Genomic DNA, 23,500 nt, shown 5'->3' on the forward strand with positions numbered 1-23,500 from the left:
CAGGGCATAGACCTTCTGGTCATGCCCTGCCTTTTGAATGACAAATTGTCGCCCTGGGAGGCGCGTAGCGTCAACTGGTTACGCGGTTCGTAGAACCGCGTAACTAATTAGAAGCGGTTGCCGCGGAAGCCGCCACCGTTGCGGCCGCCACGATCGCCACCGCGACCGCCGCGGTCGTTACCACGGTTGCCGCCGAAGCCGCCACGGTTGCCACCACGGTCGCCATAGCCACCACGGTTGCCGCCAAAGCCGCCGCGACCGCCACGGTCGCCGCCACGGTCACCAAAGCCGCCACGGCCGCCACGATCGCCACCGCGACCGCCGCGGTCACCACCACGGCCACCGCGATCGCCAAAGCCACCGCGACCGCCGCGGTCGCCGCCACGGCCACCGCGATCGTCACGGCCACCGCGAGGACCGCGGTCCTCGTCCAGGCCCATGGCGACGAGCGGAGCGATAACCTTATCGAGAGCGGCCATCAACTCGGTGGCCTCCTCGTAAGAAAGCTCGGGCAGGAGCTTCTCCTTCTTGTTGGCAAGCTCGACCAGGCCCTCGGCGGCATCCTCGGCAGCGAAGACGACGATCTTGCGCATATCGCCCTCGGCGTCGTCGATGCGGCCGACCAGATCGGCAGCCTCGGCCTCGGCCATCAGGCCATCGAGCTCACGAAGGCGCATGCCCAGCAGGTCGGACATTTCCTTCTGCTCCATCTTGGGCTTGAGGTCAAGAAGCTTGATGGCGCGCTCGATGTTCGCCATGCGCTCGGCCTTGGCCTCCTCCTCCTTGGAAATAGCAAAGCGACGGCTACGCAGCAGGCGAGCGGCCTTCTGCATCTTGTCCATCAGCTCTTCGTCATCGTAATCAGCGGCGGCCTCGACAACCTCGGCCTCCTCCTCGGCGGAAACCTCATCAGCAGCCTCAACCTCAGCAGCTTCGGTCTCCACGGTCTCGACTGCCTCAACCTCGGCAGCCATGGTCTCGTTCTCGGTCTCGTTCATGATCTCTTCGTTCTCGGACATGAGACTCCTTCTTGGCCCTCTCGGGCATCATCGCCCCATTCGCGGGGCCCGTCGCGCACTCTTTGCGCTTTAAACATTCATGCCTCTCGGCAAAACGTCCATTAGTTTATGGTGTCGCCATCCAATCTAGCTGCAGAATCTATGTGCACACATTAATGCGACATGTCGCGGTATCATGACCTGAACCAAACGTGTCCACCTTAAGGAGCCCGCCATGATTAAGCCCATCATGAAATCCGAGTTCTTTTTGCGCCTGCCTTCCGAAGACGCGGGACCCGATGATGCCGCGACCGGGCAGGACCTCCTGGATACGCTCCATGAGCATGAGCACGAGTGCGTTGGCCTCGCCGCCAATATGATCGGCGTGCGCAAACGCATCATCTGCGTAAAGGACGGCAGCAAGTCGCTGCTTATGTACAACCCGCAGATTCTTGAGCAGGTCAATGCCTACCAGACGAGCGAAGGATGCCTCTCGTTGATCGGTGAGCGCCCCTGTACCCGCTACCGCCGCATTAAGGTGGAGTATTTGGACGAGAACTTCGTCCACCGCATCAAGAACTTCTCGGGCTACACCGCCGAGATCATCCAACACGAAATCGACCACTGTTGCGGAATCGTTATATAGTTCCGCCGTTCTACCGAACGGCGGACCACTTGACGCTGCGCGAGCCGCATTCACGCCAATCTGACGTTCAATTTCGAGGGCACGACCAAAAGGTCAGCGCCCTCTCATTTCACGTCACCTTGGCGCAAATGCGGCTCGCTCGCTGTCGTATGTCTATCCTGCGACGCCTCGATTCTTGTGGCGGCAGACACCTAATCCCCTACGATTGGCGGTAATGATCGAAGAAGTCGGCGAGGTCTTCGAGGGACTCTTTGAGCACTTCCATGCGCGGCAGGTACACGATACGGAAGTGGTCGGGCTCAGCCCAGTTAAAGCCGCCGCCGCGCGTGATCAGGATCTTCTTCTCGTGCAGCAGGTCAAGGGCGAACTGCTCGTCATCGGTAATGTTGAACTTCTTCACATCCATCTTGGGGAAGATGTAGAACGCCGCACGCGGCTTAACCACCGAGATGCCGTCAATCTTGTTGAGCGCCTCATACACAAAGTTGCGCTGCTCGTAGACACGGCCGCCGGGGCGGATGTAGTCGTTGACGGACTGATGGCCACCGAGCGCCGTCTGAACGATCGACTGAGCCGGCACGTTGGAGCACAGGCGCATGTTGGAGAGCATGTTAATGCCCATGATGAAGTCGCTCATGCAGCGCTGGTTGCCCGAAAGCACCATCCAGCCAATACGATAGCCCGCGATCATGTGCGACTTGGAAAGGCCGCTAAAGGTGACGCAGGGCAGATCAGGAGCGAGCGAGGCAATCGAGACGTGCTCGTAGCCGTCCATGCACAGGCGGTCGTAGATCTCATCGGCAAAGATCATCAGCTGATGCCTGCGTGCAACCTCGACGATGCCCTCGAGCACCTCGCGCGGGTAGACCGAGCCCGTGGGGTTGTTGGGGTTGATGATAACGAGGGCTTTGGTCGCGCTCGTGATCTTGGACTCCATATCCTCCAGGTCGGGATACCAATCCGCCTGCTCATCGCACAGATAGTGCACAGGATGACCGCCGGCAAGGGTTGCGCACGCCGTCCAGAGCGGATAGTCGGGGCTGGGGATCAGAATCTCGTCGCCATTGTCGAGCAGCGCGTTCATCGAAAGCTGAATGAGCTCGGACACGCCGTTGCCCGTGTAGATATGCTCCATCTGAACGTTGGGCAGGCCCTTGATCTGCGAATACTGCATGATCGCCTTGCGCGCGGAGAACAGGCCACGCGAGTTGGAATAGCCTTCGCAGTCGGGCAGCTGCTGGCGCATGTCCTTGATGACCTCATCGGGCGTGCGGAAACCGAAGGGCGCCGGGTTGCCGATATTGAGCTTGAGGATGCGCTCGCCCTCGTCCTCCATACGGGCGGCCTCGTCGACGACGGGACCGCGCACGTCATACAGGACGTTATCGAGCTTGGTGGATTTAGAAAAAGTACGCATGGTGGTGCTCCTTGCAATTTGAGCTGAGGGATGGGGTTCGGGCTTGGAATCGTTGCGGGGTGATGATGCCTCGCCTTGATCGGCGTCGCCGGCAAGCAGCCAGGTAACATCGACCTCCAAAATACGGGCGAGCAGCTCAGCCACATCGTGCCGCGGAATCGTCTTGCCGCTCACATATTGGCTCATCTGACTCTTGCCGAGTTTTTTGCCGAGCATCTCCGATGCGCGGATCACGTCCGACTGGCGAACGTCGCGATCGGACATAGCCTGTCGCAGACGATCGCTAAACGTCTCTTGGGCCACTAGAACCTCCTTGCTGGCAAAGTTCAATTTATACAACACGAATTGAACCTGAGTTCAATTTAGGCAGCAGTATAACGCCGTGCTATTTCGAAAAGTTCAATTTCAAAAATAAAATGAGCAAGACCTCGAGATTTATCCCAAGGCGATAACGACGTGCACGCATTTAGAGGTATTCGAGGAAACGAGCGGCGGCAAGCGAAACATCGGCCGTTCGATATATGGCGTTGATCTGCCGATGGGGATGCCCTTCGAGCGGACGCACAGCAACATCGAACTGGCAGCGACGCAAGATGAGCGCGGGAAGAATGCTCACGCCCAGGCCATCCTCGACCATAGCCATAATCGCATAGTCATCCCAAGTCGACAGTTTTGAGCGCACCGCCAGCCCCGCCCGACGGAATAGCGGCGTAATCTCATCATCGGTACCCCGTTCCAGCAGAATAAACTGCTCTCTTGCCAAATCGGTAAGAGAGACGAACTCCGCCGTGGCAAGCAACGAATCTGTCGGCACCACCGCCATCAGCTCATCACACACTAAAGACCGTGATGCCATGCCGTTTTCTCGGGGCTCACGCGGGATAAAGCCCAGGTCGCAGCGCCCCTCCGCCACCCATTGTTCAATCTCTGAGTAATCGCCCATCAGCAACTCATAATCGACGTCCGGGTGATCGGCGCGAAAACGCGCTATGACCGGTGGCAGCACGTGGGTCGCCACACTCGAAAACGTACCAATGCAGATCTTGCCGCGCATGAGCCCACGCATCTCGTCCACGTGTCGCTGCAGGCGGCCAAACTCCTCGCAGAGCGCCTCAACCGCCGGCATGATCTGCCGCCCATCGGCAGAAAGCACCACGCCCTCGCGGCTGCGATCAAGCACCTTAAAACCCCAGTCTGCCTCAAGGTCGCCCACCATGCGGCTCACGCCCGACTGCGAATAGCTCAGCCGCTCTGCAGCACGCGTAAAGCTGCCGGCACGCACCGTCTCGAGCAGCACTTGCATCTTTTGGATATTGGTCTCCACGGCACGTCCCCACCCTTGCATGAGTTTTTGTTATGTTTTCCATGCATTATATTCGCTTTTCTTCTAAAGCCAGTTCACCCATAGTGAATATGTTCGGATATAGAGGGGATGTCAGCGCATGAACAACGGACTGTTTACATACTTAGCAGCATTGTTGTTGTTTGGCTCCAACGGCATCATTGCCGCGGCCATCGCGCTGCCGAGCTCCGATATCGTGCTGCTGCGCACCTTTCTGGGAGCCTTCTCGCTTGTCACCATCCTCGCCATCACCCAACGCCATAAACTGCAGGCGCCATCCCGCCCTCGCGAAGCTGCGGCCTTGATCCTCTCGGGAGCTGCGTTGGGCGCCAGCTGGATTTTTCTGTTCCGCGCCTATCAAACGATCGGCGTCGGCGTATCCTCGCTGCTGTACTACTGCGGCCCCATCATCGTCATGGCCCTCTCGCCGTTTATCTTTGGCGAAAAACTGACCGGCGGCAAAATCGCCGGCTTTATCGCCGTCGCCTGCGGCGCTTTTCTCATTGCAGCGCAGGGTCTCGGCGGCAACATGCCCATTGCGGGCATCGTCTGTGGCATTGCCTCGGCCTTCTGCTACGCGTTGATGGTCATCGCCAGCAAAGGCGCGCCACACATCGAAGGCCTCGAGAACTCTGCACTCCAGGTGAGCGCCGCCTTTGTGACCGCGCTGGTCCTCACGCTCGTCACCCAAGGCGCCCCCTCGTTCTTTTCCCCCGGTATCGCCGCAAGCATCGATTGGCGTGCCGTCGCTATGCTCGGCGTCGTCAACACCGGCGTCGGCTGCCTGCTTTACTTTAGCGCCGTCGCCAAGCTGCCTGTGCAGACCGTCGCGGTTGTCGGCTACCTCGAGCCGCTTTCGGCCGTTGTGTTCTCCGCCATCCTTTTGAGCGAAGGCATAACGCCGGTCCGCCTGATGGGCGCCACGCTTATCATCGGCGGCGCGATTTTTTGCGAACTCGCCGGCAAACGCGCAAACGCCAAGGCTGGCATCGCCCAGATAGCACGTGCTTAAAAGCCCCTGCTTTGAAATGCTACCTGCGTAGATAAATAATCCCCAGCTGAGGATTATTGTCTAAAATAACCCGATGTGCCAAACTGCTCTTGTATGTATAAAGACGGCATAAAGTTTTTTGTCCTAGACAGATAACCGGATGTCTAAGGGAGTCCTCGTGGCACACAACAAACTGGAGGCAAACCTCCAAGACCAGCGCGGGCAAGGCGGGCACGGAGCCATCCCCCTCTCCGCTGGCATGCTGCTCGTAACGCTCGGCGTCGTCTATGGCGACATCGGCACGAGCCCCATGTACACCATGAAATCAATCGTCGCCAACAACGGCGGCATCGGCACCGTCAGCGAGGACATGATTCTGGGCGCACTTTCGCTCGTCATCTGGACCATGACGCTCGTGACCACGGTCAAATACGTGGTAATCGCCATGAAGGCCGATAACCACAACGAAGGCGGCATCTTCGCCCTGTTCAGTCTCGTGCGCAAGGTGGCACCGTGGCTGATCCTTCCCGCCATGATCGGCGGCGCGGCGCTGCTCGCCGACGGCATCCTCACCCCCGCGGTCACGGTCACCACGGCCATTGAGGGCCTGCGCACCATCGAGTGGGGTCACGCGCTTTTGGGTGACGGGCAAACCAACGTCATCATTATTACCATCATCATTATCTGCGGCCTATTTGCCATGCAGCGCGCCGGCACCTCGTCGATCGGCAAGCTGTTCGGCCCGCTCATGACACTATGGTTCCTGTTCTTGGCAGGCGCTGGCCTGTTCAACATGCTCGGCAACCTGTCCATCTTGCGCGCGCTCAACCCCATCCGCGGCATTATGTTCCTGTTCTCGCCCATCAACCATTCGGGCATTATGGTGCTCGGCTTTGTCTTCCTGTCGACAACCGGTGCCGAGGCACTCTACTCGGACATGGGCCACGTGGGCAAGGCAAACATCTATGCATCCTGGCCATTTGTTAAGGCGGCCCTTATCCTCAACTATCTGGGTCAGGGAGCTTGGCTACTCGCCAATAACTCCAACCCCCAGATGCTCGCGATGGATATCGTCAACCCGTTCTATATGATGCTCCCCGAGCCCCTACGCCCCTTTGCCATCGTGCTTTCGGCCGTGGCGGCCATCATCGCCTCACAGGCGCTCATCACCGGCTCGTTCTCGCTGGTATCCGAGGCAACGCGCCTCAACCTTATGCCGCACCTGCGCATCCACTACCCCAGCGACACCAAGGGCCAGCTCTATATTCCACTCGTCAACAACATCATGTGGGTCGGCTGCATCTTCATTGTGCTGCTGTTCCAGAACTCCGAGCGCATGGAGAGCGCCTACGGCCTCGCCATTACCGTGACCATGCTTATGACCACCACGCTGCTGACGAGCTATATCGCCGGCATCCTCAAGCACAAGCTGGGCGCCTGCGTCTTCGCCCTGCTCTTCGGTGCCATTGAGCTGTGCTTCTTCGCCTCGTGCCTCACCATGTTCTTTGACGGCGGCTACGTAATGATCTTCTTGGCCTCGCTGCTGTTTGGCCTTATGTACGTGTGGCGCCGCGGCACCGCCATCGAGCGCACGCAGACGATCCTGCTGCCCGTCTCCAAGTACATTGACCAGCTCAACCGCCTGCGCAACGACGAGACCTACCCCGTGCTCGCCGACAATCTGGTGTTCCTCACCAACAGCCCCGATCCGCTCACGCTCGACCGCGACGTGCTCTATTCCATCCTGGACAAACATCCCAAGCGCGCCAAGGCATACTGGTTCATCAACGTGCACGTTACCGATGAACCCTATACGCACGAGTATTCCGTCGAGACCTTTGGCACGGACTTTTTGTTCCGCGTGCGCCTGGACTTGGGCTTTAAGGTCAACCAGCGCGTTAATGCCTACCTGCGCCAAATCGTTGGCGACTTGATGGCATCGGGTGAGCTGCCGCCGCAGCATCACACCTACTCTATCTACGAGACACGCGGCAACGTGGGCGACTTCCGCTTTTGCATGCTGCGCAAGATGCTTGCCCCCGAAACGGACATCAACCGCAACGACCATCGCGTCATGGCCATCAAGTACGCCGTCCGCCGCGCCTGCGGAAGCCCGGCACGCTGGTACGGTCTCGAGAACTCGGCCATCATCATTGAGTACGTACCGCTCTTTGCCCGCATGCGCCCGGCCGTCAAACTTGTGCGCACCCAGGTGCCGCTCGAGGTTCAGATCGAAGAGGCCGAGGAAATGGAGGTCGACATCTTCTCGGACGACTTGGTCAACGGCAACGAGGCCGGCAAGAGCATGAACGTCGATCCCACCGAGCTGCTCGAGAGCGTCGCCGATACGCCCAAACAGCAACTCGACGGACTCGAGAGCACCCAGTTCAACGACGCCAACTTCTAACACGCCACCAGCCATTGACGACAACGGCCTCGCATCTCATAAGAGGTGCGAGGCCGTTTTATGTCGCAACGGACCAGTGAGCTACGAACGACGCGGCTCGGGAACCACGAGCCTATCGGGGCTCGCGCCCTCGGCATCCATCAGGCTCACGTAACGAATCGACGGATCCCCATACATCGCGTAGTAATAATTGCCCGTGCGCGCGCTAAAGCATCCGGTATAGATAGTCTTCTCGAACTTGCCATCGCCCATCCTGGACGCCCCCTCAATCATCACCACGCCCTCGAGCGAGCGGAACATGCGAACGACGTTTTCGGTCTCGCTCTCCTTTTGCGGGTAATTGGCATTGAGGTACGCCGCCTTTACAAAACGGCTCGGCGAATAGCAATCGCCCGGAATGCCGCGCATGCCGGCACCGGCTCCATAGGGCTTAAGCTCGGCGCCACGCCATGTCGCCGTCTGCGGAAAATCGCTTGTGGCGGTGATATAGGTGCGCAGGTTTTCCATGTGCCACGGGAAGGTCGGCTGGTTGGCAAGGGTGTCGACCGGATCGTCGTATACATGCAGGCCGTCAGCCATCATCTCGACCACGATGCTGCGCTGGCTGTCGCCGATAATCCAATGGAGCAGCGACACGCCCAGCCCCTCTCCGGCAGATTTGGCGACAATCACCGTGTCGCGCAGCGCGGCCTCGACCTCATCGACCGTCGAGAACGTCGCTGCCACCCACAGGGGAAACTCATAGGCCGCGATATTGTTCTTGCCGTCGACAGGGCCCTCGGCATACTCGGCATAGCCGGGAAAGTTGAGCCCCGCCACAGCCAGACCCGCATCGTTACCACAGTCGAAAAACATGGGATAGTTCTTGTAATCGATGCACATGCCGATTACCGCGTGTGCCGCCGACGCATCGTCGATAAACGAATACGGAATGTGGAACCCGCGCGGCATCACGCGAACCTGTTGGCCGTAGTCAAAGCTCCAGTCGAGGTTGCGGCCCAGATACATGTGGCCAGAATTATCGGTAAATCGAATGCTCGTGCACATAGCGCCTCCTAGCTTTACGGTCCTGCTAAGGTTATTGTCACCAAACAAAAAGGCGCTAAACACAAAAGCCCGGACATGACAACAATGTCACGCCCGGACCAAAAGAGACGAAGTGCGGTGCTTTGGTCCCCTTAGACCAACTTTCCAAGACAGTGGTCGATCATATGCTGGACCATCTGCGCCTCAAAGCCGACAAAGTCCTGCTTGCGCTCGCGCATCTTGCCATCGACGATCTGGTCAAAGGCAACCTTGCACTTGATATAGCGCGTGGACTTGGTGACCTCCTCGTGCGTCAGGCAGCTCTCCTCCATCTTGCTGGCGCCCAGGCCAAACACCAGACGGGGGTTGTAGAGCACGTGGGGCTCGCCGGCGTCGTCCAGGTAGACGCAGACCTTCTTGGTAACGCCAATCTGGTTAGCGGCAAGGCAGCCGGCATCGTCGAGCGACTTGATGGTATCGATCAGGTCCTGAGCAACCGACTCGTCCTCGACGGTCGCAACCTCGCAACGCTGGGACAGGATAGCCTCGTCGTGGCAAAGCTCTTTAATCATACGTTCCTCCATAGGGGTCGTTGTAACCGCTTAAGTATACGGTACCCACACATTTTCATGCGATAAATACCGTCCGTCTGTTACAAAGCGCCGAACATCAACATGCGAGGAACAGCAAGGTTGTAAAGACGATATAGTAAGTGAGTTCGTGTCAATCGGCCTAAACTCGGGGCCGAACAAGGAAAGGGTATGCATGGACGAACTTTTTCACGTCAGTGAGCGCAAGTCCACAATCGGGACCGAACTTCGCGCTGGACTGACAACATTCCTGGCGATGGCCTACATCATCGCCGTCAACCCCGCAGTGCTCTCGGGCGCTGGCATTGATGCGGGAGCGCTCGCCTGCGCCACCTGCCTGGGCGCCGGCATCATGACCATCTGCATGGGCATCTTCGCAAACCGCCCGCTCGCCTGCGCTTCAGGCCTGGGCATCAACGCCATGATCGCGGGCATCACCACCACCATGTGCGGCGGTGACTGGCACGTCGCCATGAGCGTTATCTTCCTCGAGGGTATCGTCATCTTGCTGCTCGTCCTTTGCGGCCTGCGCGAGGCCATCATGGACGCCATCCCCGTGGTCCTGCGCCACGCCATCTCGGTGGGTCTGGGCCTGTTTATCGCCATGATCGGCCTGTGCGACGCCGGCATCATCACCGCTGGCGCCGGTACGCTCGTCGGCCTGGGCGACATCGCCTCCCCCACCTTTATCGTCGGCATCATCTCCATCGTCGTGACGGTTGCCCTGGCTTCCCGCAACGTGCCGGGCTCGCTGCTCATCGGCATCATCGTCGCCGTTATCGCCGGAATCCCGCTGGGCGTCACCCATGCGCCCGAGGGCCTCATCGCACCGCTCGACTTCTCGACCTTCGGCGCCCCGTTTGCCAGCACTGCCGACGGCAACCTTGCCATCGTGAAGGTCCTGACCGACCCGATGCTGCTCGTCGTTGCCTTCTCGCTGCTCATGAGCGACTTCTTCGACACCATGGGCACCGCGATGGCCGTCGCCAAGCAGGGCGAGTTCTTGACCGAGGACGGCAATGTCGAGGACATCCGTCCCATCCTGGTCGTCGACTCCGTGGCCGCTGCTGCCGGTGGCTTTATGGGCGTCTCCTCCATCACCACCTTCGTCGAGTCCACCTCTGGCGCTGCCGACGGTGGCCGCACGGGCCTCACCTCCGTCACCACCGGCGTGCTGTTCATTCTCGCCGCGTTCTTCTCCCCCATCGTCACCATCGTTTCCAGCGCCGCCACCTGCGGTGCTCTGGTCTACGTCGGCTACCTCATGATGAGCGAGGCCTCCGAGATCGACTGGTCCGACGTGTCGCAGGGTTTCCCGGCGTTCATGATTGTCGCCGGCGTGCCCTTCACTTACTCCATCTCTGCCGGCATTGGCCTGGGCTTTATCGCCTACGTGATCGTCGCGCTCTTTAAGGGCGAGGCCTCCAAGATCAAGCCGCTCATGTGGATCGCAGCCCTTGCCTTCCTCGTCTACTTCTTCGTGGCGTAACGGCACAGCCTGCCAAAGCAAAACCATAAGGCGCAGAGTCGCACCAAGCGGCTCCGCGCCTTTCTTTTAGCGTCTGCCCCCGTGCCAGCGTGCGACAATTGAGGCTGTCAATATCACAACACCGAGAGAAGCCTGCCTTGGAAGCGCATCATAAGCAGATAACCGTTTATCCAGAGTGCACAGAAGGAGCGCCCGTCATTTACCTCCCCGTGGTTATGGGCGACGGTAATGAAGTCTACGAGCGCTGCCGAGAGCTCGACTGCCCGCCCTTCACGCTTGTCGGCATTGGCAGCCTCAACTGGAATCGCGAGCTGAGCCCCTGGGTATGCGACGGTACCGTGCGCGATGCCGAGCCCTTTGGTGGACAGGCCGCTGGTTTTCTTGACGAGTTGTTGAAGCAGATAATCCCAGAGGCCGAATCATCGCTCCCGCAACCGCCCACCTGGCGCGGCGTTGCCGGCTACTCGTTGGCGGGTCTTTTTGCACTGTGGGCACTTTGGCAAACAGATGTCTTTGAGCGCGCGGCGAGTGCATCGGGGTCGCTGTGGTTCCCCGGCTTTATCGACTACGCGCGCGAGCGCACGATGACAGCTACGCCCGACGCCGTCTATCTGTCACTCGGCAAAAAGGAAACCAAGACGCCCAACCGCATGATGCGGCACGTACTCGACGATACGCGCGCGATGGAAGAGCTGTTTATCGAGCGTGACATTCCAACAACGCTGGAGCTCAACCCCGGCAATCACTTTACCCAAACTGACCTGCGCATGGCACGCGGCATCCACTGGATACTGACGCATTAAAAATGGCATCCACGCGTACATACGCATGGACGCCATTTTTAATTTGGCTGAACGCAGCTGCTATTCAGCAGTCTCCTCAAGCTCGGAAGTATCGAACTCAAAGTCGTTACCGGGCAGGATGGCGTTGAGCACAATGCCCACCAGCGAGCCCACGGCAAGGCCCGAAAGCGAAATCGTCACGCCGCCCAACTCCAGCACGATGGCACCGGCGGTACTGTAGGCAATGCCGAGCGAAAGCACGAGCACCAGAGCCGCCACCAGCACGTTGCGGTTGTTCTGGAAATCAACCTGGTTCTCGATGAGGTTACGTACACCAACGGCGCTGATCATGCCGTAGAGCACGAGCGACACACCGCCGATAACGCATGCCGGCATGGCGGCAATCACCGCAGCAAACTTGGGGCAGAACGAAAGCACAATGGCGCAGCAGGCGGCAATGCGAATCACACGCGGGTCGAACACACGCGTCAAGGCAAGCACGCCGGTGTTCTCGCCATACGTCGTATTGGCAGGAGCGCCAAAGAGCGATGCCAAGATGGTCGCCAGGCCATCGCCGAGCAGGGTACGGTGCAGGCCGGGATCGGCAATGTAGTTGCGCTCACAAGTCGATCCGATGGCGGAGATATCGCCAATGTGCTCAATCATGGTCGCAAAGGCCAGTGGCATGATGGTGATAATGGCCGTCGTGGCAAGACTGCTATCGAACTGCGGTCCAAAGAGCGCAAACACGGTGTTGTCCCACACGACGGGCAAGCCAACCCAGGGGGCGGCTGCGACGCCAGAGAAGTCGACCTCGCCCAGCGCGGCCGCAACGGCATAGCTCACCACAACGCCCAGCAGAATCGGCACGATCTTGACCATGCCGCGGCCCCAAATGTTGCAGATGATGATCACGGCAACGGCAATAGCAGCAACAAACCAGCTGGTCTGGCAGTTAGCAATGGCAGAGCTTGCCAGGATCAAGCCGATGGAAATGACGATGGGGCCAGTCACCACCGGCGGGAAGAAACGCATGACACGCTTGGCGCCAAAGGCGCGGAACAGGGCCGCAAGCACCGGATAGAGCAGGCCGGCACAAGCTACGCCCAGGCAAGCGTAGGGCAAAAGCTCAGCCTCGCCGTTGGGCGCAATGGCGGCATAACCCGCGATAAAGGCAAACGAGGAGCCCAGGAACGCGGGCACCTTACCGCGCGATAGAAAATGAAACAGCAGCGTGCCGATGCCGGCGAACAGAAGCGTCGCCGAAACGGAAAGGCCGGTGAGCACGGGCACGAGCACCGTGGCTCCGAACATCGCAAACATGTGTTGCAAACCCAACACAAACATGCGCGGGCGGCCGAGCGACGATGCATCGTAGATGGCATCGGTGACGGCGGGCGTCGAAGACTGGGACATGGAAGTCCTTTCGAATGGAAGGGCGATCAGGCATATCGGATAACCTGCCCGAACGATACGATCCGAACCATTGTACGCGATATGCAGTACCTCGCACGCGCCGCCACCTGCAAACGCTAGCGCTATTTCCAAACGCGCTCGGCAATACGCCTGACCAGCGCAATCTTTGCCCACTGCTCGTCCTCGGTCAGCTTATTGCCAATCTCGCAGCTGGCAAAGCCACACTGCGGAGACAGATACAGGTTCTCGAGCGGCACGTACTTTGCCGCCTCGCGGATGCGCTCGACGATAACATCCTCGTTCTCGAGCTCTGCCGCCTTGGTGGTCACCAAGCCCAGCACGACCTTCTTGCCGGGAGCAACGTACTTGAGCGGCTCAAAACCACCGGCGCGGGGCGTGTCGAACTCCAGATAGAACGCGTCAACGTCCTCATGCGCAAACAGGTACGGCGCGATGGGGTCGTAGCCGCCCTCAAAAGCGTAGGTGGAGTGGTAGTTGCCGCGGCATACATGCGTGTTGATAACCAGATCGTCGGGCTTGCCCTCGATGGCGGCATTGTTGAGCGCCACGCCCAGCTCGCTTACCTTTTGCAGGTCGACCGGGCTCATGCCGGTTTTGGCAACAAAATCGGTATCGCAGTAGATGCCCCAGGTGCAGTCATCAAACTGGATGTTGCGGCAGCCTGCTGCGTACAGGTCGGCGATCACCGTACGATAAGCGGCTGCAATGGCGTCGGCAAGTTCCTCATCGGTCTTATAGACAGCGCGCAGGCTCTCCTGCTGGCCGTCGCAGCGATCGAGCGTGACCTCAGAGAACGTCTGGATCGGCGCCGGAATGGTCTGGCGCGCGACCTGGCCCTCTCCCTCGAGCGACTTGATAAATTTGAAGTGCTCGACGAACGGATGATTCTCGCCGCTAATGGGACCGGTTACCACGGCGGTGTCGGCGGTAGTCTCCTCATCGTGGAACATGTAGCCCGTGCGCGAGGCGCGGCGCTCAATGCCGTTGAGGCCCCACATAAAATCGAGGTGCCAGTAGCTGCGGCGGAACTCGCCATCGGTAATCACCTGCAGGCCGGCAGCCTTCTGCTTGGCCACTAAGTCGCGGATGGCCTCGTCCTCGACGGCCTTAAGGCCGGAAGCGTCGAGTTTACCCGCGACATAGGCGGCACGGGCGTCCTTTACAGCCTGCGGACGAAGAAAACTGCCGACGATATCGGCACGAAACGGCGCGTTCGGTTGAATCGAAGTGCTCATAGATATCTCCCTTTGCATTGGTTGCTTTACTGGGACAGAGTATGAGCGCTCATATGGACATCGTAAAATATATGTTTATAACAGTTTGATATAGATGCTTCCTATATCAGTTTGGACTGCCATAAAGAGATTTGACCCGTGCAGAACGCAGCAGTCTAGATGTGCTGACGAATCGCTTCGATATAGGCCTGCCCGTAGCGCGTAAGTGTCGTGTTCTTGCGCGTGATGATGCCGATCTCCATGTACTCGTCTACATCGAGCGGAATGGAGATAATGCCGGGGCCGTTAAGTTCATGGCTGATCACGCCCGAACACACCGTGTAACCGTTAAGGCCCATAGCTAGGTTGAACAGCGTCGCACGGTCGCGCACGCGGATATTCTTGCGGCGCTCAAAGGTCGAGGTCAGCTCCTCGGAATAGTAAAACGAGTTGTAGCTGCCCTGCTCATAGGACAGGAACGGGTAGTCTTCCAAGTCCTCGAGCGTCACACTCGAGCGACCCGCCAGCGGATGGTCGGAGCACACAAAGACATGCGGCGTAGCGCAGAAGAGTCCTTCGAATACGAGCTCGTTGGCCGCCAGCATGCGCTCGATGACCTCGCGATTGTGCTCCGACAGATACAGGATGCCGAGCTCGCTTTTCATATGCGCGACGTCCTCGATAATCTCGTGGGTCTGCTCCTCGCGCAGGGTAAAGTCGTAGCGCGCGGCATCGAACTCGCGGATCACATCGACAAATGCATTAACGGCAAAGGAATAATGCTGGCAGCTCACACTAAAGTGCGGCACCTGCTCGGACGTGCCTTTGTACTTGCCCTCGAGCAGGTCGGCCTGGTCGAGCACCTGGCGCGCGTAGCCCAAGAAGGTCTCGCCTTCCTCGGACACAATGACGCCCTTGTTGGTGCGCTCAAAGATGTGTACACCCATCTCGTTTTCGAGATCGCGGATCGACGCGGTGATCGAGGGCTGCGACACAAAGAGCCGGCGCGAGGCCTCGGTGATGCTGCCGCATTCGGCAACCTTAACAACATATCTGAGCTGCTGAAGCTTCATAGCCTTCTCCCTAGACGTTCGTGACGCCAAAACCCGCCGCGTCCATTTGGCGCATAAACGACGGCATCTCCCCCGTCGCGGCGCAGGCGGCGATCTGATGTAGAGCCCCGGCGACCGCATCGTCTGCCGCAGTGCCGATATGCCAGCGCGCTGCCGCCGTGACGGCCTCGTTGGCATTGGCGACTGCAACGGAGTTGGGAACGGCATCGATCATGGGCAAATCATTATCGGAATCGCCAAATACGGCCACCTCGTCGGACGTCAGGTCCAAAGCGCGCGCCAGCTCCAGCGCAGCGCAACCCTTGTCCCAACCTGCTGGAAGAATGTCGAACAGGCGCACACGATTGTTGGGAAACACAAGCGAGAGTTCCGGCACCTCAGCGGCAACGCGCTCGCGGAGCTCCGCGAGCTCCTCACGCGAACGAGCACTCCAGATATTCGCCTTGAACACCGACGCGTCATCGACGACAGGACGGCACGGGGCCTCTTCGCCCTTGAGCCATGCGTTGCCGCCCGACTCCATGGCGCGGCGCACACGCTCGGGGTCGCTCGTCACACAATAGGCATCGTTGCCCCAAAAGTCATCACCCAGGCCGTAGACCTTCAGATACGTATCGTCGGTCTCTTGCTCCAAGTAGTCAGCCAAGCGCATAAGGGCGGCGTTGTCGGTCGCATGCGAGGCTACCACCTCGCCGTCCACAAACATGACCTGGCCGTTGCAGAACGCGCCGGTCGAGAAGCACTCGGCGCGATTGCGGAACATCCAGCCCATCGCGGAGGGCTGGCGACCCGAAACCGGGCCAAAGTGCAGACCCGCCGCCCGCATGGCGTGAATGCCCTCGATGGCGTAGTCGCTGGCGCCGTCATGCCCGGCTGGAATCAGCGTATCGTCCATATCGGTCAGCACAAGTTTAATCATAAGGCCCCCTCGGTCATTCTTAATCCCGTCTATTGTACCGACCTGCCAAAAAGAGACAGGTTTATATTGGCAGGTTTTATCTGGGAAAACGCAAAGCCCCAGTTGTTACCTGCCAAAATAAACCTGTCCCTTTTTGGCAGGTGCGCTAGTATAGGGAACAACAGATTCGATGCGGGAGTGCCGGCGGTGCAAACCACAAGGCTGAGAGGGCATGGGGCCCAATCCTTTGAACCTGTCAGTTAATGCTGGCGTAGGGAGCATGCCGACTTTTTAGGGGCGCTGTCTATGCACAGCGCCCCTTTTCTATGCCAAGGAGGCATGTGCGGTGATCGATTCGGAACAGCTTAAGCAAGACGTGGTCAAGGCAGTGGAGAAGATTCGCGCCACCAATCCTATGGCGGGCTCCATCACCAACACGGTGACGATTGACTTTGTCGCCAACGCGCAGCTCGCCGTGGGCGGTTCGGCCGCCATGGTCTATCTACCCGACGAGGGCGAGGCACTCGTTGCCGGCGGCGGCGCCATCTATCTGAACATGGGCACACTCTTCCCCATCTACGAGCAGACGATTCCCCGCGCGGCCAAGGCGGCACACGACGCCGGCAAGCCCTGGGTGCTCGATCCGGTGGGCCTGGGCATCGGCAGCCTGCGCACCCAACTGGTAGGCGAACTCAAGCAGTACAAACCCGCCATCGTGCGCGGCAATGCCTCCGAGATTATCGCGCTCGCCGGCCTGTGGGGCCTTGAGGGCGAAGCGGCCGATCTGAGTCGCGTGCGCGGTGTCGATACCACCGACACGGTAGACGCCGCCCGCGGCGCCGCCGTGGCGCTCGCCCGCTACACCGGCGGCGCCGTTGTGGTCTCGGGCGAAGTCGACCTGATTACCGACGGCACGACCGTGGCCAAGTCCCACGGCGGCAGCCCGCTCATGTCCAAAATCACCGGCTGCGGTTGCTCGCAGGGCGGCGTGCTGGCCGTGTATGCCTGCGCCGCCGACCCGTTTACGGCGGCCATCTGCGGCACCGCCGCCTACAACGTTGCCGGCACGCGTGCCGCCGCCGTTGCCGATGCCCCGGCAAGCTTTAAGGTCGCCTTTATCGACGAGCTCTACCGCGCAACCGCCCGGGACATTGCCGACAACCAACTCGAGCTCGAGGAGGCATAAGCCATGTCCGAGCCCGCAACCAATGCCGGCATGAACACCCTGGTCGCCGTGGCCATCGCCCCGTGCGGCACCGGTGACGAGCTATCCGCCGAGGTCGCCGAGGTCGTGCGCGTCATTCGCGAGAGCGGCCTTCCTAACCGCACCACCTCGATGTTCACCGAGATCGAGGGCGACTGGGACGAGGTCATGCAGGTCGTGCGCGACGCAACCTTTGTGTTGGCGAGCAAAGGTATCCGTACCGAAGTCGTGCTCAAAGCCGATATTCGCCCCGGTTTTACCGATACCATGACCGGCAAACTCGAGCGTATGGAAGCTCAGATCAAAAAGCAGGAGGAAGCACGATGAGCATCCGCGACAACCTTGATATCTCTGCCTATCTGGTACTCGGCCCCGAAAACACCCTCGGACGCCCCGTGGGCGATGTGGTGGCCCAGGCACTCGACGCCGGCTTTACCTGCATCCAAGTGCGCTCCAAGGTGGCAAGCGCCCGCGAGATCATCGCACTGACGGGCGATGCCGCGCAGGCCATCGCCCAGGCCGGCAAAACCGGGCAGGTCGCGCTGCTGATCGACGACCGCCTTGACTGCGTACTTGCCGCACGCGAGCAGGGCATCGCCGTCGACGGCGTGCACGTGGGCCAGAGCGATATCCCCGTCGAGGTCTGCCGCAAGCTTCTGGGTCCCGATGCCATCGTGGGCCTTTCCGCCCGCTGCGAGGAGATGCTCGAGTACGTCAAGACCGCCGATATGAGCCTGGTCGATTACCTGGGCGTGGGCCCGCTTCACGAGACCGAGACCAAGCGCGACTGCGGACGCGCGGCAGATGGCTCCATCATCACCAAGAGCTTTGAGGACCTGGCTGCCCTCCATGCAGCAAGCCCCGTGCCCATCGTGGTGGGCGGCGGCGTCAAGAAAGCCGACCTGCCGCAGCTCAAGACTACCGGCGTCGACGGCTTCTTTGTGGTGAGCGCCGTCTGCAGTGCCGACGACCCCTACGCCGCAGCCAAGGAGCTCGTCGATACCTGGCAGCAGGCATAAGCCTAGACCGAGCAGTTGCTCCGCAGTCCCATATCTTCAATAGCGGAAAGCGCATCCCAGTTTGGACGTCCATTCTGGGATGCGCTTTCCGCATAGAGGACCAGCGGGAAACTGCGTCCCAGTCTGAACGCTGATTACGGGATGCAGTTTCCGGCGTAGTCCCTACCCCGCCAGATACGCTTCCAGCGCGGGCAACGTCGCCTCCGCATCGCGGCGGCCGATCTGGTAAATGCGCTCGAGCTCATCGGGCTCGCGGCACAGCGACGGCACCTTCACCGATTCGCTCGGCCGCACCACAAAGATCTCGCCAGCGGCTTCGCGACGCGCCAGGTCATCGAGCGTGGCATTGTAGACCTCGTGCCGATGCTCAAGCGCCGCAACAAACTCCGGATAGTGACGATACACGCGACGCAGCATAGGCATCACGCTATTGGGCTGCTTTACAAAACCCGCCGGCTGCGTCAGCACCACCACGTTGCGGTCATAGCCTTGCTCAAACAGCCAAGCGCTGGGAATGGAATCGGCAACACCGCCATCCAAGTACTTACGACCCTCGATGGCAACGGGACGCGTCGCCACAGGAATGGCAGACGACGCCCGGATCCACTCGATATCGCGCTCGTCGCCATAGGGCAGGTCATGGTAGACGGCCTGCCCCGTCTTAAGATCGGTACATACGCACGTAAACCGCATGGGGCAGGCGCGATATGCCTCCAGATCGATGGGATCGCGCTCGATGGGTACCTCATGATAGGCAAACTCGGCATTGAACATATCGCCGGTTCGCAACCAACTCGTCACGCTCGCATAGCGCTTGTCGGCGCAATAGGCCTTGTTGTAGCGAATGGCGCGGCCAATCTGGCGCGATTTAAAGTTGTAGCCAAACGCCGCGCCCGCCGAGACACCCACCATATGGTCGCAGGTTAAGCCGTGCTCCATCCATACGTCGAGCACGCCCGCCGTATACATACCGCGGTAGCCGCCTCCCTCGAGCGCAAGCCCCACCGTGCGCGTCGTGTCTGGCTGTGCCATGCGACCATCTCCGTTCCCGTGTTTTAAAGCGGAACAAGTATACCCGCCAACATATATCGACTCAGTCGCATTTATACCGAGCATCGCATCGTCATGCTACCGATTGGCGAATAATAGCCGCCCGCGGCAGGGGCACCCATATACAATCCTCTATTGTTGTTTATACTACTCAATAGTTATCAGCAGCGAACACGGACCGACATATTAAACCAGCGACGCAGCAAGGCGGGGGCCTGGATACACGCAAAGCGTTGAGCAGCAACGCGTGTGTACAACGAGCTCGCCCGACGCAATACACCCCGACCTCAGGAAGCCGCTTACAGCATGGATATCGCCAGCAATTACACCGAGACGCTCGAAAAGACCATCCGTGACCTTCTCGAGCGTCAGGACGATCTGATCAGGACTGCCTTTACCGACGAGCTTACCGGTCTTGGCAACCGCGGCGGCTTTACCCGTTCCCTAGAGGAAATCTGGGAGCAGGAATTGCCCGTAACCATGGCGTTTATCGACATCGATAACCTTAAGCACTGCAACGACATCTTTGGACACGACGAGGGCAACCGCTATATCTTGCAGGTAAGCCTCTATCTCAAGCTGTATATGGAGGTGGACGAAGCGGCGTTTCGTCTGGGAGGCGACGAGTTTGCCATCCTGTCTACGATTGCAACCGAGGACGACCTCGCCGAACGTCTGGAACGCTGCCGAACGGTCCTGCTCAAAAACAACGATGCCGAGATGCCTCACTCGTTTAGCTACGGAGTGGCACACGCCGACCCCGCCCTGGGCGAAGCCCCCAATCGCTTGACGAACGATGCCGATCATCGCATGTACGACTACAAGCTACGTCATGCCGTGCACCTTGATCGACGCAATATCGCACAAGCCCACACCGACGACTTCGAAATAAGCGATCGCATTTTCGACGCCCTTTCGATGCTCAACGAAGGCCGATATTTCTTTATCGAGAACTTGGACAAACATCGAACCCTTTGGTCACAAGGCGCCTTGCGCGATCTTGGTCTTCCTTCGGAGCATATAGACAACTGCCACGATTACTGGAAAACGCGTGTCCATCCCGATGACCTTGAGGCCTATACCAACGACATCGACCAAATCTATGACGGCTCCAAACATCGCCACGTCATGCAGTACCGCGTGCGCAACGCCGCCGGCGACTACATCCTCGGCCGTGCTCGCGGGTTTCGTATCGACGGCGACGGAAATGTCCCCTCGCTCTATGTCGGCGAGCTCGTCAACCACTCGCTTGCCGAGACCGTCGACGCCGCCACGGGCCTCGGAACGCAGCGCACGCTGATCAACGCTATCGATGCCTGCCGTCGCGACCGTTGCAAGACGGGGCTTATAGCAGTGCGCGTTCGCGGCACGGCAAAGTTCAACGAGCTCTACGGGGCCGAGGCCGTCGACAACATGCTCGCCGAATACGCAGGCCGCATGCTGTCGATTACTCGCGGCAGGAGTCGCGTCTTCCGCTCACGCAACGCCCAGTTCGTCGTGCTTAGCAACAATTTGGATCACGAAGCATTCGAGCAACTGATCCAACATCTCAAAGAGGCCGTTTTCGCTCCCGTTCGAATCGCGGACGACACCATTACCCCCGTCTGTCTTGTCGTTCCGGCCTTTTACGAGCACCTGACCAATCAAACGGCCGCCGTTTTAGGCGAACTCGACCGTCGCATTCGCACGGCCGGCGGGCTTGTTCCCAACGACAGCCTCCCCATACCCGAGGTGGAGCGCAAAAGCGCCATCGCCGAACGCATCGATCCGCTCACGGGTCTCTATCGACCCAGCGTGTTTATGCGCCGCGCCAACGAATTTCTCGAGACAAGGCGCAACGGCGCTTGGTGTATCGCCACCGTCGATATGGGACACATGCGACTGTTCAACGAATGGCACGGACAGGCCGAGGGCGACCGCATGCTCGCCGATGTGGGCACGGTCCTCAAGGACATCGAGAATGCCAACATGGGCGTCGCAGGGTACTGGGGCCAAGACGACTTTTGCATACTCATCCCCTTTGAACACGACACCGTCCATCAGATCTATAGCCGCGTTCGCCAGGCCGTGGCCAAGTATGATGACGGCGTGGGATTCTGGCCGTCCATGGGCGTCTACCCCATCGACTCCAACGAGAAAATCACCATCGATGCGCAGGCCAAGGCCATGTTTACCAATCGGCGCGCAAAAAACGACTTTAAGGAGCGCATTGCCATTTTCCGCCCCGAGGAGTACGAGCGCGAAATCTCGTTCCACCGCACGCTGACCGAATTCCAGTACGCGCTCTCCAACGGCCGTATTACCTACTACCTGCAGCCCCAGGTCGACATGGAAACCGGCGAGATCATTGGCGCCGAAGCGCTCACGCGCTGGATCGACAAGGATGGCTCCCTCATTTCGCCCGCCACCTTTATCCCCGCTCTCGAGGAAAGCGGTTTTGTGGTGACGCTCGACAAATACGTTTGGCAGGGCGTTGCCTTGTGGCTGCGCGAGCGCATCAATCGGGGGCTTCGTGTGGTTCCGATCTCGCTTAATGTGTCGCGCGTGGATATCCTTGCCTGCGACGTTGCCGAGCATATGGGAGCGCTCGCCGCCCAATACAACCTGCCGCCCGAGCTCATGCGCATCGAGATCACCGAGACAGCTTATACGGGAGAGTCCGAGGCCGTGGATAAACTAACGGCCGACCTGCACACCCGCGGCTTCTCGACCTATATTGACGATTTTGGCACCGGCCAGTCCACGCTCGCGATGCTCAAGAACGTCAACGTCGACGTCATCAAGCTCGATCGCACGTTTGTGCCCGATAACGGCGATGAGGGCCGCAGCGTGCAAATCATCTCATCAATGCTCGAGATGGCGCAGTCACTCCATCTGCCCGTTGTGATCGAAGGCGTTGAGACGGACAAGCAGGCAAACATGCTGCGCCACATGGGCGCCCGCTACGCTCAGGGATTCCTCTACTACCGCCCCATGCAGGCGGAGGATTTTGAGGCATTGCTCGATGGTGGCGACAACAACTAATACGCTCGCACGCAAACGCCACCGTCGAGGGGAGCGTTTGTTCCCATGAGCTAACTAATACTCCAATCTAAACCGAATTGGGAGTAAGATACAAACCATTGTTCCATCCAAGGAGGCAATCCATCATGAACGAGTCGTATCGCCTGGGCGAGCAATCAATCATCGCTCATCTTCAGCGACTTGCGAACGGGGCCTCAACCACCGAGCTCGATGTTGCCGCGCTGCCCCCGGAGCTGCGTGCCATCGGTGAGCAACTGCAGAAAACGCTCGCCATCCTGCAACAAGAACGCGAGCTGCTTGAGCACGGCGCCTATATCGACTCGCTCACCAATCTTGGCAACCGTGGCGGACTCGACCGCCATGTCGATCAGCTCTGGCGCAAAGGCACCCCCTTCACCTGCGCCTATATCGATATCGACCGCCTTAAGCATTGCAACGATAAGTTTGGCCACGCCGAGGGCAATCGCTACATTCTGAGCATCTGCCGCGCACTCACCGAGACAATGGAGCACGATGAGTTGCTGTTCCGTATCGGTGGAGACGAATTTGTACTTATATCCCCCACGACAGACGAAGCCGAGCTCGAGCAGCGCCTGGAGCGGACGCGTGCCAATCTTATCGAGGCAACATCGGACGGCAAGGCGCCCATGATCGCCAGCTTTAGCTTTGGCTGCTCGCGCGTCGACCCACTTGCAGGCGATACGCGTCGCCAGATGACAAAGGACGCCGACCGCAAAATGTATCGCTACAAGCTCATGTACCGTGTGCAACAACCGGAAGAAGGCGATGCGCTGCAACGCCCGATCACCGAACAACCCCATTACAGTCTGAAGTGGGCCACCGATAAATTTCGATGGCGAGCATTCGGCGCATTGCCTACGATACGGGCAAGC

General features: G+C 59.4%; 20 protein-coding genes and 1 riboswitch. Of the genes, 10 read left to right on the forward strand and 10 right to left on the reverse strand.

Annotated features, from left to right (window positions below):
• Positions 1 to 107: 107 nt before the first annotated feature.
• Entirely contained in the window at positions 108 to 1,019 is a 912-nt protein-coding gene (locus PMX72_RS09085; protein ID WP_117734540.1) for a hypothetical protein, read from the reverse strand.
• A gap of 214 nt (positions 1,020 to 1,233) precedes the next feature.
• On the opposite strand from PMX72_RS09085, the gene PMX72_RS09090 reads away from it, so the two are divergent.
• The gene (locus PMX72_RS09090) at positions 1,234 to 1,644 is read left to right on the forward strand and encodes a peptide deformylase (protein WP_117774396.1); all 411 of its coding nucleotides are present in this window, start codon (positions 1,234 to 1,236) and stop codon (positions 1,642 to 1,644) included.
• A gap of 199 nt (positions 1,645 to 1,843) precedes the next feature.
• Here the strand turns inward: PMX72_RS09090 and PMX72_RS09095 are convergent, their stop codons facing one another.
• Both PMX72_RS09095 and PMX72_RS09100 read right to left on the reverse strand, forming a co-directional pair.
• Positions 1,844 to 3,325 (reverse strand): aminotransferase class I/II-fold pyridoxal phosphate-dependent enzyme, encoded by a 1,482-nt coding sequence (locus tag PMX72_RS09095; RefSeq protein ID WP_271729767.1) that lies wholly within the window; start codon positions 3,323 to 3,325, stop codon positions 1,844 to 1,846.
• Between the two features lie 202 nt (positions 3,326 to 3,527).
• Entirely contained in the window at positions 3,528 to 4,385 is an 858-nt protein-coding gene (locus PMX72_RS09100; protein ID WP_271746209.1) for a LysR family transcriptional regulator, read from the reverse strand.
• A 118-nt stretch (positions 4,386 to 4,503) separates the two neighbouring features.
• Between PMX72_RS09100 and PMX72_RS09105 the strand changes: the two genes are divergently transcribed.
• Positions 4,504 to 5,415, forward strand: a complete 912-nt coding sequence (locus PMX72_RS09105; protein WP_271729763.1) for a DMT family transporter — start codon at positions 4,504 to 4,506, stop codon at positions 5,413 to 5,415.
• 139 nt (positions 5,416 to 5,554) lie between these two features.
• Positions 5,555 to 7,801, forward strand: a complete 2,247-nt coding sequence (locus tag PMX72_RS09110; protein ID WP_334203752.1) for a KUP/HAK/KT family potassium transporter — start codon at positions 5,555 to 5,557, stop codon at positions 7,799 to 7,801.
• Between the two features lie 81 nt (positions 7,802 to 7,882).
• Here PMX72_RS09110 and bsh read toward each other — a convergent pair whose 3' ends face one another.
• Together bsh and PMX72_RS09120 are read right to left on the reverse strand one after the other, a co-directional pair.
• Positions 7,883 to 8,848, reverse strand: a complete 966-nt coding sequence (gene bsh, locus PMX72_RS09115; protein ID WP_117629622.1) for a choloylglycine hydrolase — start codon at positions 8,846 to 8,848, stop codon at positions 7,883 to 7,885.
• 131 nt (positions 8,849 to 8,979) lie between these two features.
• Positions 8,980 to 9,399: a peptide deformylase gene (locus PMX72_RS09120; RefSeq protein WP_117563534.1), complete on the reverse strand. Its 420-nt coding sequence runs from the start codon at positions 9,397 to 9,399 to the stop codon at positions 8,980 to 8,982.
• Positions 9,400 to 9,592: 193 nt separating this feature from the next.
• On the opposite strand from PMX72_RS09120, the gene PMX72_RS09125 reads away from it, so the two are divergent.
• On the forward strand, positions 9,593 to 10,906 hold the full coding sequence (locus PMX72_RS09125) for an NCS2 family permease (protein ID WP_271729762.1): 1,314 nt from the start codon (positions 9,593 to 9,595) through the stop codon (positions 10,904 to 10,906).
• Between the two features lie 137 nt (positions 10,907 to 11,043).
• Positions 11,044 to 11,709 (forward strand): alpha/beta hydrolase, encoded by a 666-nt coding sequence (locus PMX72_RS09130; RefSeq protein WP_271746210.1) that lies wholly within the window; start codon positions 11,044 to 11,046, stop codon positions 11,707 to 11,709.
• Positions 11,710 to 11,769: 60 nt separating this feature from the next.
• Here the strand turns inward: PMX72_RS09130 and PMX72_RS09135 are convergent, their stop codons facing one another.
• From PMX72_RS09135 to PMX72_RS09150, 4 genes are all read right to left on the reverse strand, one after another.
• On the reverse strand, positions 11,770 to 13,104 hold the full coding sequence (locus PMX72_RS09135) for a uracil-xanthine permease family protein (RefSeq protein ID WP_118384855.1): 1,335 nt from the start codon (positions 13,102 to 13,104) through the stop codon (positions 11,770 to 11,772).
• Between the two features lie 122 nt (positions 13,105 to 13,226).
• A complete protein-coding gene (locus PMX72_RS09140; RefSeq protein WP_271729760.1) occupies positions 13,227 to 14,360 on the reverse strand; it encodes a 5-methyltetrahydropteroyltriglutamate--homocysteine S-methyltransferase in 1,134 nt (377 codons plus the stop codon).
• 155 nt (positions 14,361 to 14,515) lie between these two features.
• Positions 14,516 to 15,412, reverse strand: a complete 897-nt coding sequence (locus PMX72_RS09145; protein ID WP_117563541.1) for a LysR family transcriptional regulator — start codon at positions 15,410 to 15,412, stop codon at positions 14,516 to 14,518.
• Positions 15,413 to 15,422: 10 nt separating this feature from the next.
• Complete coding sequence (locus tag PMX72_RS09150; protein WP_271729759.1) at positions 15,423 to 16,331, reverse strand: HAD-IIB family hydrolase; 909 nt, start codon at positions 16,329 to 16,331, stop codon at positions 15,423 to 15,425.
• Between the two features lie 163 nt (positions 16,332 to 16,494).
• A riboswitch (TPP riboswitch) is annotated at positions 16,495 to 16,605 on the forward strand.
• A 51-nt stretch (positions 16,606 to 16,656) separates the two neighbouring features.
• On the opposite strand from PMX72_RS09150, the gene thiM reads away from it, so the two are divergent.
• From thiM to PMX72_RS09165, 3 genes are read left to right on the forward strand one after another with little or no spacing between them, the layout of a single operon-like run.
• Positions 16,657 to 17,496, forward strand: coding sequence for a hydroxyethylthiazole kinase (thiM, locus tag PMX72_RS09155; RefSeq protein ID WP_271729758.1), 840 nt, complete (start codon positions 16,657 to 16,659; stop codon positions 17,494 to 17,496).
• Between the two features lie 3 nt (positions 17,497 to 17,499).
• Positions 17,500 to 17,841 carry a thiamine-binding protein gene (locus PMX72_RS09160; RefSeq protein ID WP_225093307.1) on the forward strand — a complete coding sequence of 114 codons (342 nt, stop codon included), beginning with the start codon at positions 17,500 to 17,502 and terminating at the stop codon, positions 17,839 to 17,841.
• Positions 17,838 to 18,533 (forward strand): thiamine phosphate synthase, encoded by a 696-nt coding sequence (locus PMX72_RS09165; RefSeq protein WP_271729757.1) that lies wholly within the window; start codon positions 17,838 to 17,840, stop codon positions 18,531 to 18,533. Before PMX72_RS09160 ends, PMX72_RS09165 begins: the two co-directional genes overlap by 4 nt.
• A 162-nt stretch (positions 18,534 to 18,695) precedes the next feature.
• Here the strand turns inward: PMX72_RS09165 and PMX72_RS09170 are convergent, their stop codons facing one another.
• Complete coding sequence (locus PMX72_RS09170; RefSeq protein WP_271729756.1) at positions 18,696 to 19,565, reverse strand: patatin-like phospholipase family protein; 870 nt, start codon at positions 19,563 to 19,565, stop codon at positions 18,696 to 18,698.
• A gap of 324 nt (positions 19,566 to 19,889) precedes the next feature.
• On the opposite strand from PMX72_RS09170, the gene PMX72_RS09175 reads away from it, so the two are divergent.
• Positions 19,890 to 22,607, forward strand: coding sequence for a bifunctional diguanylate cyclase/phosphodiesterase (locus PMX72_RS09175; protein WP_271729755.1), 2,718 nt, complete (start codon positions 19,890 to 19,892; stop codon positions 22,605 to 22,607).
• A gap of 125 nt (positions 22,608 to 22,732) precedes the next feature.
• The coding region (locus PMX72_RS09180; RefSeq protein WP_271729754.1) for a GGDEF domain-containing protein at positions 22,733 to 23,500 on the forward strand (768 nt) is incomplete at its 3' end.

Source organism: Collinsella aerofaciens (assembly GCF_028207065.1).
Lineage (GTDB): Bacteria > Actinomycetota > Coriobacteriia > Coriobacteriales > Coriobacteriaceae > Collinsella > Collinsella aerofaciens_AR.

Excerpts from the sequence above, each read along its gene's own strand:
- PMX72_RS09140 (WP_271729760.1), bottom strand. The coding sequence starts at position 14,360 with ATGAGCACTTCGATTCAACCGAACGCGCCGTTTCGTGCCGATATCGTC.
- bsh (WP_117629622.1), bottom strand. The coding sequence starts at position 8,848 with ATGTGCACGAGCATTCGATTTACCGATAATTCTGGCCACATGTATCTG.
- PMX72_RS09110 (WP_334203752.1), top strand. The coding sequence starts at position 5,555 with ATGTCTAAGGGAGTCCTCGTGGCACACAACAAACTGGAGGCAAACCTC.
- PMX72_RS09135 (WP_118384855.1), bottom strand. The coding sequence starts at position 13,104 with ATGTCCCAGTCTTCGACGCCCGCCGTCACCGATGCCATCTACGATGCA.
- PMX72_RS09095 (WP_271729767.1), bottom strand. The coding sequence starts at position 3,325 with ATGTCCGATCGCGACGTTCGCCAGTCGGACGTGATCCGCGCATCGGAG.
- PMX72_RS09125 (WP_271729762.1), top strand. The coding sequence starts at position 9,593 with ATGGACGAACTTTTTCACGTCAGTGAGCGCAAGTCCACAATCGGGACC.
- PMX72_RS09090 (WP_117774396.1), top strand. The coding sequence starts at position 1,234 with ATGATTAAGCCCATCATGAAATCCGAGTTCTTTTTGCGCCTGCCTTCC.
- PMX72_RS09175 (WP_271729755.1), top strand. The coding sequence starts at position 19,890 with ATGGATATCGCCAGCAATTACACCGAGACGCTCGAAAAGACCATCCGT.
- PMX72_RS09170 (WP_271729756.1), bottom strand. The coding sequence starts at position 19,565 with ATGGCACAGCCAGACACGACGCGCACGGTGGGGCTTGCGCTCGAGGGA.
- PMX72_RS09105 (WP_271729763.1), top strand. The coding sequence starts at position 4,504 with ATGAACAACGGACTGTTTACATACTTAGCAGCATTGTTGTTGTTTGGC.
- PMX72_RS09085 (WP_117734540.1), bottom strand. The coding sequence starts at position 1,019 with ATGTCCGAGAACGAAGAGATCATGAACGAGACCGAGAACGAGACCATG.
- PMX72_RS09165 (WP_271729757.1), top strand. The coding sequence starts at position 17,838 with ATGAGCATCCGCGACAACCTTGATATCTCTGCCTATCTGGTACTCGGC.
- PMX72_RS09160 (WP_225093307.1), top strand. The coding sequence starts at position 17,500 with ATGTCCGAGCCCGCAACCAATGCCGGCATGAACACCCTGGTCGCCGTG.
- PMX72_RS09120 (WP_117563534.1), bottom strand. The coding sequence starts at position 9,399 with ATGATTAAAGAGCTTTGCCACGACGAGGCTATCCTGTCCCAGCGTTGC.
- PMX72_RS09150 (WP_271729759.1), bottom strand. The coding sequence starts at position 16,331 with ATGATTAAACTTGTGCTGACCGATATGGACGATACGCTGATTCCAGCC.
- PMX72_RS09145 (WP_117563541.1), bottom strand. The coding sequence starts at position 15,412 with ATGAAGCTTCAGCAGCTCAGATATGTTGTTAAGGTTGCCGAATGCGGC.